The 13468-nt window shown below is 60.9% G+C and carries 15 protein-coding genes; 10 read left to right on the top strand and 5 right to left on the bottom strand.

Translation table 11 applies throughout. The features are described from left to right. Positions 1 to 106: 106 nt before the first annotated feature. From hemC to rsd, 6 genes are all read left to right on the top strand, one after another. The gene (gene hemC, locus KVG88_RS16065; protein ID WP_217872004.1) at positions 107 to 1048 is read left to right on the top strand and encodes a hydroxymethylbilane synthase; all 942 of its coding nucleotides are present in this window, start codon (positions 107 to 109) and stop codon (positions 1046 to 1048) included. After that, positions 1045 to 1812 carry a uroporphyrinogen-III synthase gene (locus KVG88_RS16060; protein WP_217872003.1) on the top strand — a complete coding sequence of 256 codons (768 nt, stop codon included), beginning with the start codon at positions 1045 to 1047 and terminating at the stop codon, positions 1810 to 1812. Before hemC ends, KVG88_RS16060 begins: the two co-directional genes overlap by 4 nt. 16 nt (positions 1813 to 1828) lie before the next feature. Then, positions 1829 to 2989, top strand: coding sequence for a uroporphyrinogen-III C-methyltransferase (locus KVG88_RS16055; RefSeq protein WP_217872002.1), 1161 nt, complete (start codon positions 1829 to 1831; stop codon positions 2987 to 2989). Further along, positions 2986 to 4224 (top strand): heme biosynthesis protein HemY, encoded by a 1239-nt coding sequence (locus KVG88_RS16050; protein ID WP_217872001.1) that lies wholly within the window; start codon positions 2986 to 2988, stop codon positions 4222 to 4224. The genes KVG88_RS16055 and KVG88_RS16050 overlap by 4 nt, the downstream gene beginning before the upstream one ends. Positions 4225 to 4480: 256 nt before the next feature. Continuing rightward, on the top strand, positions 4481 to 5032 hold the full coding sequence (locus tag KVG88_RS16045) for a disulfide bond formation protein B (protein ID WP_150705418.1): 552 nt from the start codon (positions 4481 to 4483) through the stop codon (positions 5030 to 5032). Positions 5033 to 5203: 171 nt separating this feature from the next. Continuing rightward, entirely contained in the window at positions 5204 to 5662 is a 459-nt protein-coding gene (rsd, locus tag KVG88_RS16040) for a sigma D regulator (RefSeq protein ID WP_150705419.1), read from the top strand. 60 nt (positions 5663 to 5722) lie between these two features. Here rsd and KVG88_RS16035 read toward each other — a convergent pair whose 3' ends face one another. Beyond that, positions 5723 to 6388: an FKBP-type peptidyl-prolyl cis-trans isomerase gene (locus KVG88_RS16035; RefSeq protein ID WP_217872000.1), complete on the bottom strand. Its 666-nt coding sequence runs from the start codon at positions 6386 to 6388 to the stop codon at positions 5723 to 5725. A 194-nt stretch (positions 6389 to 6582) separates the two neighbouring features. Between KVG88_RS16035 and KVG88_RS16030 the strand changes: the two genes are divergently transcribed. Continuing rightward, positions 6583 to 7827 (top strand): AlgP family protein, encoded by a 1245-nt coding sequence (locus tag KVG88_RS16030; RefSeq protein WP_217871999.1) that lies wholly within the window; start codon positions 6583 to 6585, stop codon positions 7825 to 7827. Here KVG88_RS16030 and KVG88_RS16025 read toward each other — a convergent pair. Continuing rightward, positions 7824 to 8288 carry a TIGR02444 family protein gene (locus tag KVG88_RS16025; protein WP_150705422.1) on the bottom strand — a complete coding sequence of 155 codons (465 nt, stop codon included), beginning with the start codon at positions 8286 to 8288 and terminating at the stop codon, positions 7824 to 7826. The genes KVG88_RS16030 and KVG88_RS16025 overlap by 4 nt on opposite strands. Before the next feature lie 50 nt (positions 8289 to 8338). Here KVG88_RS16025 and KVG88_RS16020 point away from each other — a divergent pair, with 50 nt between their 5' ends. The 3 genes from KVG88_RS16020 (at position 8339) to rhtB (ending at position 11660) form a co-directional block, all read left to right on the top strand. Further along, positions 8339 to 10249 carry an ATP-binding cassette domain-containing protein gene (locus KVG88_RS16020; protein WP_217871998.1) on the top strand — a complete coding sequence of 637 codons (1911 nt, stop codon included), beginning with the start codon at positions 8339 to 8341 and terminating at the stop codon, positions 10247 to 10249. Continuing rightward, positions 10249 to 10830, top strand: a complete 582-nt coding sequence (locus KVG88_RS16015; RefSeq protein ID WP_150701878.1) for a mechanosensitive ion channel family protein — start codon at positions 10249 to 10251, stop codon at positions 10828 to 10830. The genes KVG88_RS16020 and KVG88_RS16015 overlap by 1 nt, the downstream gene beginning before the upstream one ends. A 197-nt stretch (positions 10831 to 11027) precedes the next feature. Further along, positions 11028 to 11660, top strand: a complete 633-nt coding sequence (rhtB, locus tag KVG88_RS16010; RefSeq protein ID WP_150701877.1) for a homoserine/homoserine lactone efflux protein — start codon at positions 11028 to 11030, stop codon at positions 11658 to 11660. A gap of 57 nt (positions 11661 to 11717) precedes the next feature. On the opposite strand, the gene KVG88_RS16005 is transcribed toward rhtB, so the two are convergent. The 3 genes from KVG88_RS16005 to KVG88_RS15995 are packed head-to-tail and all read right to left on the bottom strand — an operon-like array spanning position 11718 to position 13461. Beyond that, positions 11718 to 12461 carry a penicillin-binding protein activator LpoB gene (locus KVG88_RS16005; protein ID WP_217871997.1) on the bottom strand — a complete coding sequence of 248 codons (744 nt, stop codon included), beginning with the start codon at positions 12459 to 12461 and terminating at the stop codon, positions 11718 to 11720. Positions 12462 to 12464: 3 nt separating this feature from the next. Beyond that, on the bottom strand, positions 12465 to 13052 hold the full coding sequence (gene lpoB / locus KVG88_RS16000; protein WP_150701875.1) for a penicillin-binding protein activator LpoB: 588 nt from the start codon (positions 13050 to 13052) through the stop codon (positions 12465 to 12467). Between the two features lie 37 nt (positions 13053 to 13089). Continuing rightward, positions 13090 to 13461 (bottom strand): YcfL family putative periplasmic lipoprotein, encoded by a 372-nt coding sequence (locus tag KVG88_RS15995; RefSeq protein ID WP_217871996.1) that lies wholly within the window; start codon positions 13459 to 13461, stop codon positions 13090 to 13092. Positions 13462 to 13468: the final 7 nt, after the last annotated feature.

Below are 13468 nucleotides of genomic sequence, written 5' to 3'. Positions count from 1 at the left end.
TGCCGGATATCCGGGGCCAGGGAGGCCGAGTAGTTTCTGATACAAGTCAAAGTGGATTTGGCTGAGCTGTTATTATCCGTCGTATCTTTTCAGTACGGATTGATCCATGTCCTCTCGCCAAATCCGCATCGCCACCCGCAAAAGTGCTCTCGCCCTGTGGCAGGCCGAATATGTCAAAGCCCGTCTGGAAGAGGCCCATCCGGGCCTGCTCGTGACGTTGGTTCCGATGGTCAGTCGTGGCGACAAGCTGCTCGACTCGCCTTTGTCGAAAATCGGTGGCAAGGGCCTGTTCGTCAAGGAACTGGAAACCGCGCTGCTGGAGAACGAAGCCGACATCGCCGTGCATTCCATGAAAGACGTGCCGATGGACTTCCCCGAAGGGCTCGGCCTGTTCTGCATCTGCGAGCGCGAAGACCCGCGCGATGCATTCGTCTCCAATACTTACGCCAGTCTCGATGAGTTGCCGCAAGGCAGCATCGTCGGCACGTCTAGCCTGCGTCGTCAGGCGCAACTGCTGACCCGTCGTCCAGACCTGGAAATCCGCTTCCTGCGCGGCAACGTCAACACTCGTCTGGCCAAGCTGGATGCGGGCGAGTACGACGCGATTATTCTCGCCGCTGCCGGTTTGATCCGCCTAGGCTTTGAAGATCGCATCACCTCGGCCATCAGCGTCGACGACAGCCTGCCAGCCGGAGGCCAGGGCGCGGTGGGGATCGAGTGCCGGACTGCGGACAGCGAAATTCACGCGTTGCTGGCGCCGCTGCATCACCAGGACACCGCCACCCGCGTGACCGCCGAACGAGCCCTCAACAAGCACCTGAATGGTGGCTGCCAGGTGCCAATTGCTTGCTACGCCGTACTGGAAGGCGAGCAGGTCTGGTTGCGTGGCCTGGTGGGTGATCCAAGTGGCGGTCTGCTGCTCAGTGCCCAGGCGCGTGCACCGCGTGGCGACGCTGAAGCCTTGGGCGTGCAAGTGGCCGAAGATCTTTTGAGCCAAGGCGCCGCCGACATTCTCAAAGCGGTCTACGGCGAGGCAGGTCACGAGTGACAAGCTGGCGCTTGCTGCTGACGCGTCCGGCGGATGAGTCGGCGGCGCTGAGCGATGTCTTGGCCGGGCAGGGGGTTTTCAGCAGCAGCCTGCCGCTTTTGGACATCGTGCCAATCCCGGTCTCTGAGACAATGCGCGACGTGATCAGGGAGCTGGATCGCTTTTGCGCCGTGATCGTGGTGAGCAAACCTGCCGCGCGAATCGGCGTTGAAATGCTCGACCAATTCGGCTCGCATGCGCCGCTTGTGAAGTGGTTCAGTGTCGGTGCGGCCACCGCGCAAATTCTTGAGGCTCGCGGTCTGGATGTGAGCTTCCCGGAAGGCGGCGATGACAGTGAAGCCTTGCTTGAATTGCCCGGGTTGCGCGAGGCTGTCGCCCGGCCTGGTTCGCGCGTACTGATTCTGCGCGGTGAGGGCGGTCGCGAGCTGCTGGCCGAGCGCTTGCGGGAGCTAGGTGCTAGTGTCGAGTATCTGGAGTTGTATCGTCGCGAGCTGCCGCAGTACCCGCCGGCAACGTTGGCGCAGCGGATTGAAGCGGAACGCCTGAACGCACTGGTGGTCAGCAGTGGACAGGGTTTTGAGCACCTGCATCAATTGGCTGGCGATGCCTGGCCGCAATTGGCGCGGTTGCCGTTGTTTGTACCAAGCCCCAGGGTCGCCGAGCTGGCGCGTGCCGCCGGGGCCATAACAGTTGTGGATTGTCGTGGTGCGAGCGCCGCGGCTTTGCTGACGGCGTTACGGGAGCATCCCGAACCCGTTCTCTAATGCAAAGGATGGATACGTGAGCGAAACAGCCTTGCCTAAAAATGACTCGCGGCCAGTGATTGATGCGCCGGTTGATGTTCCTGTTGATGAAACGCTACCCCCACCGGCTGCCGAACAGCGGCGAGGCAACGGGCTGGCAATCGTCGCGCTGCTGCTGGGTGCCGCCGGTATCGCAGTGGGCGGCTGGGGTGTCTGGCAGGTGCGCCACCTGCAAGCGACCAACCAACAGCAGCTGAGCCAGGTGCAGGCATTGAGCGACGAGGCGCAAAGTCTGAAACTCAATGAGCAGCGCCTGAGCGCACGCTTGGAACAACTGCCGGGCGCCGATGTGCTGGAAGAGCGCAGCCGTCTGGTGATCCAGTTGCAAGGTGATCAGCAGCGACTCAATCAACGTCTGGAAACCGTTCTAGGCGCCAGCCGCAAGGACTGGCGTCTGGCCGAGGCCGAGCACTTGTTGCGTCTGGCCAGCCTGCGACTGTCGGCATTGCAAGACATCAGCAGTGCTCAGGCGCTGGTGCAGGGCGCTGATGAAATTCTGCGTGAACAAAATGACCCCGGTTCCTTCGCCGCTCGCGAGCAAGTGGCTAAAACCCTGGTGGCCTTGCGCAGCACCGAGCAGCCGGATCGCACCGGTTTGTTCCTGCGGCTGGGAGCACTGCGTGACCAAGTCATCAGCCTCACCGAGCTCGCGCCAGAGTACAAGGACCGCGGCGAATCCCTGCTGGGGCTGACCGCCGATGGCGACGGCGCCAGCCGCTGGGCGCAATGGTGGGATCAGATTTCGCGCTACATCCGCATCGATTTCAACGCCGACAAGAATGTCCGCCCGCTGCTGGCCGGGCAGAGCCTGAGCCAGGTACGGCTGGCGCTGAGCCTCGCACTGGAGCAAGCGCAATGGGCTGCGCTCAATGGTCAGGCCGCGGTCTACACCCAGGCGCTGGACGAGGCGCGGGATGTGCTCAAGGGCAACTTCAACCCGGACAACCCGCAGAGCAAAGTGATGCTCGAACAAGTGGCCGAACTGAGCAAGCAGCCCGTCACGGTGGTGACTCCCGACCTGACCGGCACGCTGAGTGCGGTGCAAGGTTATCTGGAGCGGCGTAACGTCAATGCCGAGGATTCGATCAAGCCACTGGCCAAACCTGCTGCGAATACCGCGCAGGAGGCCACTCCATGAAGCGTCTCTATGTGATCGTGTTCCTGGTGATCGCGGCCACGGCCGCGCTGGGTTTGGCCATTGCCGAACATTCCGGTTACGTGCTGGTCGCCTACAAGAGCTTTCGCTTCGAATCGAGCCTGTGGGCAACGCTGGCGTTGGTGGCGGTGCTCTGGCTGGTGTTCTGGGGCATCAAGGCGCTGATCGAATTGGTGACGACTTCCAGTGGCGTGGTCAATCCATGGTCGCGGCGTAACCGCAGTCGCCGGGTGCAGGTGGCCATCGAGCACGGGCAACTGGATCTGGCTGAAGGTCGCTGGGCCAGTGCGCAGCGGCATTTGCATCGCGCTGCGGAAGCCGAGCGCCAGCCGCTGCTGTACTACCTCGGCGCTGCCCGCGCGGCGAACGAACAAGGTCATTACGAAGAGAGCGACAACCTATTGGAGCGGGCTCTGGAGCGTCAACCTCAGGCCGAGCTGGCGATTGCCTTGAATCATGCGCAATTGCAGACCGACCGTGGCGACACCGATGGTGCCCTGGCGACCCTGCAAGCGATGCACGAGCGTCACCCTCATAACGCCCAGACACTGCGCCAGTTGCAACGCCTGCATCAGCAACGCGGTGATTGGTCGGCGGTGATCCGCCTGCTGCCGGAGCTGCGCAAGGATAAAGTCCTGCCCAAAGCCGAACTGGCCGAGTTGGAGCGCCGTGCGTGGGGTGAGAACCTGTCCCTGGCAGCGCATCAGGAAGCAGACGGAACCGTCGGCCTGCAAGCGCTTGAACGCGCCTGGCAGCAGCTGACGTCGGCGCAACGTCAAGAACCGCAACTGGTGCTGGCCTATGCCGAGCAGCTGCGACAGTTGGGCGCTCAGGCCGAGGCCGAAGAGATTCTGCGTAACGCACTCAAGCGCAACTACGACAGCCATCTGGCGCGTCTCTACGGTTTGGTGCGCGGCAGCGATCCGGCGCGTCAGTTGCAGCTCGCCGAAGGCTGGCTCAAGGAGCATCCTGGCGACCCAAGTCTGTTGCTGACCCTGGGGCGTCTGTGTCTGCAAACCAGTTTGTGGGGCAAGGCCCGGGACTATCTGGAAAGCAGCCTGCGGGTGCAACGCAACCCGGAAGCCTGTGCCGAGCTCGCGCGGCTGTTGGCGCAAATGGGCGACACCGAACGCAGCAATCAGCTGTTCCAGGAAGGCCTTGGCTTGTTGGACGAGCGCTTGCTGGCTGCCCCGCTTCCGGTGCCAGTCAACGCTTGAAAACTGCACACCTTAAGCCGCTGGCGCAGCCTGCGTCAGCGGTTACATCAAACCTGTGTGGAAGTGGTAAAAGTCACGCTGTTTTTGCCTTCCTATCGCATCTTAAGCAGAGTCCTACAAGGGACTACACCTGATCCTCTAGCTTCTGTCGGGAATTCCCTACGTCCCTGCTGAAGTGTCGCGGCCACCCTGCCTTGAAAGGCTGGCGCGCTTTCCTCTACCGTAGCCATCTGTCCTTAATTGTTACGGAAAAGCCATGTCGTTGGCCTGTTCTCGCTCCCTGTTTTTCACACTTTTCATTGCGAGCGCCCTGGTGCTGGGCGTGTCCTACTACCTTGAATACGCCGTCGGACTAAAACCCTGTGGGTTGTGCCTGTTGCAGAGGGTTTGCCTGGCGCTGCTGACGGCTGTCTGCCTGATTGCGTCCGTGCACGGGCCAGGCCGCTACGGGGCGTTAGTGTATTGGTTGCTGGGTATTGCCTGTAGCCTGGCCGGCACTGTAACGGCGTGGCGACAGGTCTTGCTGCAAGGCGACCCGGCGCGTCAGCTATCGGCCTGTTTGCCGAACCTCACCGACCTGTTCGCCAGTGCACCCTGGACTTGTGTCGTGCAGCTGATGTTCAAAGGCACGGTCGACTGTGGGCAAATCGCCTGGTCGTTGTTCGGCCTGAGCATTCCGGAATGGAGCCTGCTGTTCTTCGTGGCGATGATGATTGTGGGGGTTTATCAGTTATTGCGGCTTGTGCGGATCAGCGTGCAGCGACCGCTCGGCGGCGATTCGTCGCACCGGGCCCTCGTGGGTGATTAAACACTTGTATGAACTTTATCGCCTGCGTACCTTGAAGCCACAGTCATGCGGGCATAATCTGGCCCGCACGTGTCATTGGAATTATGTTGCTCGATGACGCTCTGCCTGACCGCCCATTACAAGAGGCGAACGGGCATAGAGCAGCTGACCCACAAGGGAAGAGAGATCACCATGCTCGAAAGTTGTCAGAATGCTCAGGAACGCTGGGGTGGAGTGCATCTGCTGATTGATCGCTGGTTGCAGGAGCGCAAGGAGCTGATCGACGCCTACGACAAGCTCGGTGCCAAGCCTGAAGCGCTGGGCGAGAACCGAAAGCCTCTGCAGGAATTCTGCGGCGTGCTGGTCGACTACGTTTCCGCCGGGCACTTCGAGATCTATGAGCAGCTGACGGGCGAGGCCAAGGCCTTCAACGACAAGCGCGGCCTGGAACTCGCCGAGACCATTTACCCACGCATCGATGTGATCACCGAGAAACTCCTGGCGTTTAACGATCTGTGCGATGAAGGTAAATGCGTCGCCGAGAAGTTCAAGGAACTCGGCGGCCTGTTGCATGAACGCTTCGAACTGGAAGACTGCCTGATCGAAGTGCTGCACACTGCTCACAAGGAAGCCGATTCGGTCCAGGCCTGAAACGCTTCCCGCAAGACTCCGAAACGGCGTGCCTAGGCACGCCGTTTTTCATTTCTGCTTTCAGCCGGTCGCGCCGCGTAATTCGACTTCGAACACCAGAGGTGTGAAAGGCGCGATCAGGTCGCCGGCACCGTCGGCGCCATAGGCTTGCGACGATGGAATCACCAGTCGCCATTTTGCGCCCACCGGCATTTGCTGCAATGCACTGCGCCAGCCACTGATCACGCTGTCGAGGCTGAACCACTGTGGTTGATTGTTTTGGTCGAACACGGTGCCGTCGGGAAGGCGACCGATGTACAGCACCTGCACTTTGCCGTTCGGCCCGGCTTTGACGCCGGTGCCGGGTGACAACTCGGTCAGCAGGATTCCATCGGCCAATTCACGAACGCCGGGTTTGGCTTTTTCAGTGGCGAGAAATCGTTGCTCGTTTTCCATCGCCAGCTCGCTTTGCGGTGCCGGAGTTTGCATGGCAATCCGGGCTTCGTGCTCGGTGAGGATCTGCTCGATCTGTTCGTCTTTCAACGCCAGTGGCTTGCCTTGATAGGCTTGTTGCAAACCTTCGACCAGCGCTTTGAGCTGCAGGTCGGGAGCCTCCTGGCGCAAGCGTTCGCCGAGGCTCGCACCCAAGCTGTATGCGAGATCGTGGGCGTCATTTTCCGAGGGTTTTTCAGCAGCCTGAGCCACGGAAAAAATTACGCACAGCGATAAAAAAAGGTAGCGCGACATGGGCACTCTCCAGCCTGAGATGCGGGCGATTATGCCAGTGTGAATGCCCGCAACGGTGAACTGCTTTTTGCGACGACGAAGAAGATTTTCGTTCGTTTGCAACGCACCGCTTTCGATAGTGTCAACATGCCCTAGCGGCGGTTGCAGCAGAGGTCTAGTATGAGCCGCAACTCACTTCAGCCAGGAGGTAAACCATGTCGGCCACCAAGAAGCCAGTAAACACTCCGTTGCACCTGCTCCAACAACTCTCGAGCAGCCTGCTCGAGCATCTGGAAACCGCTTGTTCCGAAGCCTTGGCTGATGCTGAAAAACTGCTCGCCAAGCTGGAAAAGCAGCGTGGAAAAGCGCAGGAAAAACTGCACAAATCCCGCACCAAATTGCAGGACGCTGCAGCGGCCGGCAAGGCCAAGGCACAAGCCAAAGCCAAGGACGGAGTGAAAGAACTCGAAGACCTGCTGGATGCTCTGAAAGAGCGTCAGTCGGACACTCGTGGCTACATCCTGCAACTCAAGCGTGACGCTCAAGAAAGCCTGAAACTGGCCCAAGGCGTTGGTCGTGTACAAGAGGCTGTCGGCAAGGCGTTGTCCCTGCGTGCGACCAAGCCTGCTGCGGCCCCTGCGAAGAAAGCCGCTGCCAAACCGGCTGCTGCAAAAGCACCGGCCAAGCCTGCTGCCAAACCGGCTGCCAAAGCCCCGGTGAAAGCTGCAGCCAAACCCGCTGCAAAACCGGCAGCGCGTAAACCTGCTGCGGCCAGTGCTGCAAAACCTGCGGCCAGAACGGCTGCCGCAAAACCTGCCGCTGCCAAGCCAGCCGCTGCAAAAACCACCGCGGCCAAACCTGCCGTGGCGAAAACCGCAGCAGCAAAACCAGCGGCGAAAACCGCTGCCAAACCGGCTGCTAAACCAGCGGTAAAAGCTGCCGCTAAACCTGCTGCCCGCACCGCCGCGGCCAAGCCAGCAGCCAAGCCAGCAGCCAAACCTGCTGCCCGCACCGCTGCGGCCAAGCCAGCAGCCAAGCCTGCCGCCAAACCGGTTGCAGCCAAAACTGCCGCCAAGCCAGCCGCTAAACCCGCTGCAAAAGCACCGGTAAAAGCACCGGCTAAACCAGCCGCCAAGCCAGCTGCAAAAACGGCGGCTGCCAAGCCTGCCGCTGCTGCTAAACCGGCCACTGCCAGTGCAGCCAAACCTGCCGCCGCCAAACCCGCTGCCAAGCCTGCTGCTGCAAAATCAGCGGCCAAACCTGCTGCCAAGCCAGCAGCCAAACCGGCAGTGAAAAAACCGGTCGCAGCCAAGCCGGCGACAGCACCTGCTGCCAAGCCAGCGACCCCGGCTCCAGCCGTAGCACCTGCTTCGACGGCCACCACCTCGACAGCTACGCCAGCGCCAACGCCGGCTGTTGTTCCGAGTGCTGCAACCACCACCCCAACCAGCGCTTCCTAAGTGCCGGTTACCGCGACGCGCAGCTGATGCAGCGCGTCGCGGTCGAGGTGGGCGGCACCGGCCGCCACACCTTCCAGCCAGGCCGATAAATCGGTCGTCTCTCCCTGCGGCCAATCTTGCGCAGATCGTTCCAGTCGCTGTAGCAGATGCCGTTCGGCTTCCAGCTCAAGCGTCTTCACTTGTTCGCGCAACGTGCGCAACCCGGCGTCTTTCGTGGCCGCGTCTTTCCATTGCATGCGCAGTGCCCGCAAAGGTCGCACGACATCGGCGTCCCAGGTCTGGGCCACATTGCGAAGTTGCTGCAAGCGTTGTTCGTTGCAGGCGATTGCGCGCTCACCCAGCCATGCCGCGCACAGCAGCAAACACACGTTGACGCCCGACGCCTGCAATTGCAGGCATGCCTGTTCCACACCCGGGCGGGCATAAGTGGTCAGGGAAAAGCTCCACAGGTCAGAGGACATAGTGCTACTCGCGCCAGTTGCGAGCGAAGCTGGTAGACTCCGCCGCCATTATGATTCGACTTCAGAACCTGACTTTACAGCGTGGCCCGCAACGTCTGCTAGAAGACGCCGAGCTGACCCTGCACGCCGGCCAGAAAGCCGGCCTGATCGGTGCCAACGGCGCCGGCAAATCGAGCCTGTTCGCCTTGCTTCGGGGCGAACTGCACCCGGACTCGGGTGATTGCTTCCTGCCGGCCGACTGGCGTATCGCCCACATGCGCCAGGAGGTCGACACGCTCGAACGCCTGGCGGTCGACTACGTGCTCGATGGCGACCTGCGCCTGCGCCAGGTGCAACGCGACCTGGCGGCAGCCGAAGCGGCCCATGACGGTGCCGCACAGGCCCGCCTGCACTCCGAGCTCGACAGCGCCGACGGGTACACCGCCGACGCCCGGGCGCGCAAGTTGTTGGCCGGCCTGGGCTTCACCAACGAGCAAATGGATCGTCAGGTCGGGGACTTCTCCGGTGGCTGGCGGATGCGTCTGAACCTGGCGCAGGCCCTGATGTGTCCATCGGACCTGTTGCTGCTTGACGAACCGACCAACCACTTGGACCTCGACGCCATCATCTGGCTCGAAGAGTGGCTCAAAAGCTACCCCGGTACCTTGATGCTGATTTCCCACGACCGGGACTTCCTCGATGCCGTGGTCGATCACGTCGCGCACGTCGATCAGCGCAAAATCACTCTCTATCGCGGTGGCTACAGCGCCTTCGAGCGTGCCCGTGCCGAACGTCTGGCCCAGCAACAGCAGGCCTACGAGAAGCAACAGGTGCAACGTGCGCACATGGAAAGCTACATCGCCCGCTTTAAGGCGCAGGCTACCAAGGCCCGTCAGGCCCAGAGCCGGATCAAGGCACTGGAGCGGATGGAAGAGCTGACCGCCGCCCACGTCGATTCTCCGTTCGATTTTGTTTTCCGTGAATCGCAGAAAATCTCCAGCCCGCTGATCGATCTGTCCGATGCCCGCCTGGGTTACGGCGACAAAGCCGTGCTCGAGAAGGTCAAGCTGCAACTGACCCCGGGCGCACGGATTGGCTTGCTCGGCCCGAACGGTGCCGGTAAATCGACCCTGATCAAGAACCTCGCCGGTGAGCTTTCGCCATTGGCCGGTCGCTTGACCCGTGGCGAGAACACCGTGGTTGGCTACTTCGCCCAGCATCAACTCGACTCGCTGGATTCCAAGGCCAGCCCGTTGCTGCACTTGCAGCGTCTGGCGCCGACCGAGCGCGAGCAGACCCTGCGCGACTTCCTCGGTGGTTTCGACTTCCGCGGCGCGCGGATCGACGAGCCGGTGCTGAATTTCTCCGGTGGCGAGAAAGCGCGTCTGGCCTTGGCGTTGATCGCCTGGGATCGTCCGAACCTGTTGCTGCTCGACGAACCGACCAACCACCTGGACCTGGAAATGCGCCTGGCGTTGACCATGGCCCTGCAGGAATTCAGTGGTGCGGTGTTGGTGGTCTCCCACGACCGTCATCTGCTCAAAAGCACCACCGACAATTTCTATCTGGTGGCGGACGGCAAGGTCGAGGAATTCGACGGCGATCTGGAGGACTACACCCGCTGGCTGGTGGAGTATCGCCAGCGCAACGCGCCGGTCAGCAACACCCCGGTCAACCCGGACAAGACCGACAAGAAAGCCCAGCGTCAGGCGGCTGCTGCGTTGCGTCAGCAACTGGCGCCGCACAAGCGCGAAGCGGAAAAGCTCGAAGCCGAACTGGGCAAGCTGCACGAGAAACTGGCGAAGATCGATACCAGCCTCGGTGACAGCGACATCTATGAGCCGGCACGCAAGAACGATTTGCGTGACCTGCTGGCCGAGCAGGCCAAGCTAAAGGTGCGAGAGTCGGAGCTGGAAGAAGCCTGGATGGAAGCGCTGGAATTGCTGGAAAGCATGCAGGCGGAGTTGGAGGCGCTGTCCTGATGGACGCCTTCAAGTTGCCGCTGCCTGCCATGTGGGTCGAGCCGATCCTGCTCGGCGTGCAAATCCTGCTGATCCTGCTGGCCGGTTACATCACCCAGCGTTTCGTCGCCAAGTGCCTGACCCGCCTCGGTGAGCGCTACCCGTTTCCGCCGCAGTTGCTGATGCCGCTGCGCGGAGGCCTGCGATGGCTGATCATGGGCAGTGCGCTGATTTTCGTGCTGGAACGTCTGGGTGTTTCGGCGACGGTGCTCTGGACCGCGTTGTCGGGGTTCGTTGCGGTCGCGGCGGTGGCGTTTTTCGCCATGTGGAGTGTGCTCTCCAATCTGCTGTGCGCGATCCTGATTTTCACCGTCGGCCCGTTCCGCCTCGGCGATGTGGTCGAACTGGTGGACACCACCGACAAGCCCGGCGTCAAAGGCCGGGTGATAGCGATCAATCTGCTTTACACCACGTTGATCGAGGCCGAAGAGCTCGGTACTGGCAGCGCCATGGTGCAGGTGCCCAACAGCCTGTTCTTTCAGCGTTCGGTACGGCGCTGGCGCGGGACGGATGTATTTCCTTCCAGCGGTTTTGAGAAGTAGCCCTAAAGATCGTCCGAACGCGGCCCGAGCCTTCGGCAGCTCCTACATTGGAATGCGTTCCCTGTAGGAGCTGCCGAAGGCTGCGATCTTTTGCTATGGGCTGCTAGCCGTCGCCATCTCCTACAAAAAATCGGTAGTCATCGGCCCAAAGCCGCATTAGCTTAGACATCTGTCACGAGTCTGAGTCGAGGTGTGCAATGGAGCTTCAAACATGGCTGGCGTTTTTTGCCGCCTGCTGGGTGATCAGTTTGTCCCCAGGCGCTGGCGCCATTGCGTCGATGTCCAGCGGTCTGCAATACGGCTTCTGGCGCGGCTACTGGAACGCCCTGGGCTTGCAACTGGGCCTCGCGGTGCAGATTGCAATTGTTGGCGCCGGTGTAGGCGCGATTCTCACGGCCTCCGCCACGGCGTTCTATGCGATCAAATGGTTCGGTGTGGCGTACCTGGTGTTTCTCGCGATCAAACAATGGCGCGCGCTGCCCAGCGACATGAGCGATGACGCGGCGGTGCGTCAGATCGGCAAGCCGATGGCGCTGGTGTTCCGCGGTTTTCTGGTGAACATCAGCAACCCCAAGGCGTTGGTGTTCATGCTGGCGGTGTTGCCGCAGTTTATCGACCCGCACGCGCCGCTGCTGATCCAGTACGTGATCATCGGTGTGACCATGATCTGCGTCGACCTGATCGTCATGGCCGGGTACACCGGGCTGGCTTCCAAGGTGCTGCGTTTGTTGCGCACACCCAAGCAGCAAAAACGCATGAACCGTACCTTTGCCGGCCTGTTCATTGGCGCGGCGGCGTTCATGGCAACCTTGCGTAAAGCCGCAGTTTAAAAAACTGTCGGGCATAAAAAAGGCGACCTTTTCAGGTCGCCTTTTTCGTTTCTCAGGTCAGCGCAAAATCACCGGCGCGGTATCCGCCGGCAGGTTGTTGCGCTGCTGGGTCTGGCCAGACGGCTCGTCACTTGCGTTGCCGAGTTGCTGGCTCAATTGTTGGGCCACGTCCTCACCCAAAGCCTTGGACACTTCGCGGACCACCCGTGGGCGGTTCAGTGACACCTTAATGTCGCGGCCATTCACCAGTTTGGTGTCCTGGCCTTCGCCCATCGCCGTGAAGGCCGAGGTGATTTCATAGGTGCGGGTGTTGATCAGGCTGAAGTCGGCCACCAGCGACAATCCCAGCACAGCGGAATGGCTGTCGGTGTTGGCCAGTTCGGTGACGTCGCGGGTGAAATCGATGTCCGACACGGTGCCGAACAGCACGTAGTCGGCGCCCTTGAAGTTGCCGGCCTTGATCCGCTTGATTACGTCATACACGTCACCCTTGGACGAGGCCGTGTAAGGCGTGCCCTGCACCAGCTGGAACATGCCGCTGCGAAGGATCTCGCCCTTGATGTCGCCGGTGAATTTGCGCAACTCACCCTGCTCGATGTAGCTGCTGGTGGCTTCGATTTCGTTGTAGCTCGACGATCCGCTGGCGCTGTAGCGATTCGCCTGGAAGTTGTTCTGAGCCGAGACGATGTGGATGTATTGTTCCACGCGCTCCTGGTACGCCAGGTCCGTCACCGCCACTTTCGGCGCCGCGTGCACGCTGAACGCGCATGCCAACGCCATGATGCCAATCCATGCGCGCATTGATTAACGCTCCGTGGTCTTGCGGATCTCTTTTTCGTCCATCCACTCGGCCAGACCGCTTTCGACATCGATCAATTGCAGGCTGAATTTATAGAAGACGTCCTTGTAATCGGCGCTGCGCTTGACGATCGAGCTGATCGAACCTTCGAGGCGGTACTGGGCGGCGATCATGTTGCCGGTCTTGGCCACGGTGCTTTTCTTGTACAGACCGCTCTGGTTTTGCAGCTTGAGCTGGTCAACCTGGCTCTGCATCTGGGTGTTGTCGCTGGCAAAACGCGCGGTGCCGGTTTTCATCAGCTGGGTCTTGATGCTGGTGGTGATCTCGCGGGTATCGATGTACTCGCTGGTCTTGTTCTTCACGTCATAGACCTGAACCACCGGGCGACCTTGCAGAATCCCGGACTGGGCCAGAGAGCGGGTCATGGACTCGGCGATCATTTGCAGGTCGGTGGAGCCGAATTCGTTGGTTACGGTTTCAACGGCTTTGGTATCGCCGTAGCTGATGTTCTTGCTGCCCAGGGTCGGCGAAGTGTTGGCGCAACCGCTGGCCAGCAGGGCGATGACAGCGATGAAAGAAAAGCGTGCAAACATGGGAGTGCTCTCTGCAACTGAAATAGGGAAGGCGGCGTTACGGCGTCTTGATTTCCAGGCGGAAATCCACGGCTTTGGCGGTCGGTGCGATGGCTTGAATGAAGCTGGTCTGCTCGCCGTACATCAATTGGCTTTTCCAGACTTCCTCTTCGGCAATCGGAAAGCCTTCAGGCCCAAGCCACGCGAAGCGGTAGTAGAAGGTCTTGTTGTTGAAGCTGGTGTTGCTCAGTTGAGCGTTGACCGTCATGAAGCCGTTTTCACGCGCTACGCGCATGGCGCCGACCACGATGTTCTTCAACTTGCCTAGGGCCACGACTTTGCTCGCGGCGCTGCCCGGCTCCGGTGGTGGCGGGGTGGCGCAACCGGCCAGCAGCGCCAGGCCGAGGACGGCGATGAATCTGAATCGCATGGGAAGA

This window comes from Pseudomonas azerbaijanoccidentalis (assembly GCF_019145495.1).
Taxonomy (GTDB): Bacteria; Pseudomonadota; Gammaproteobacteria; order Pseudomonadales; family Pseudomonadaceae; genus Aquipseudomonas; species Aquipseudomonas azerbaijanoccidentalis.
This window is presented reverse-complemented; position numbering and strand designations above follow the sequence as displayed.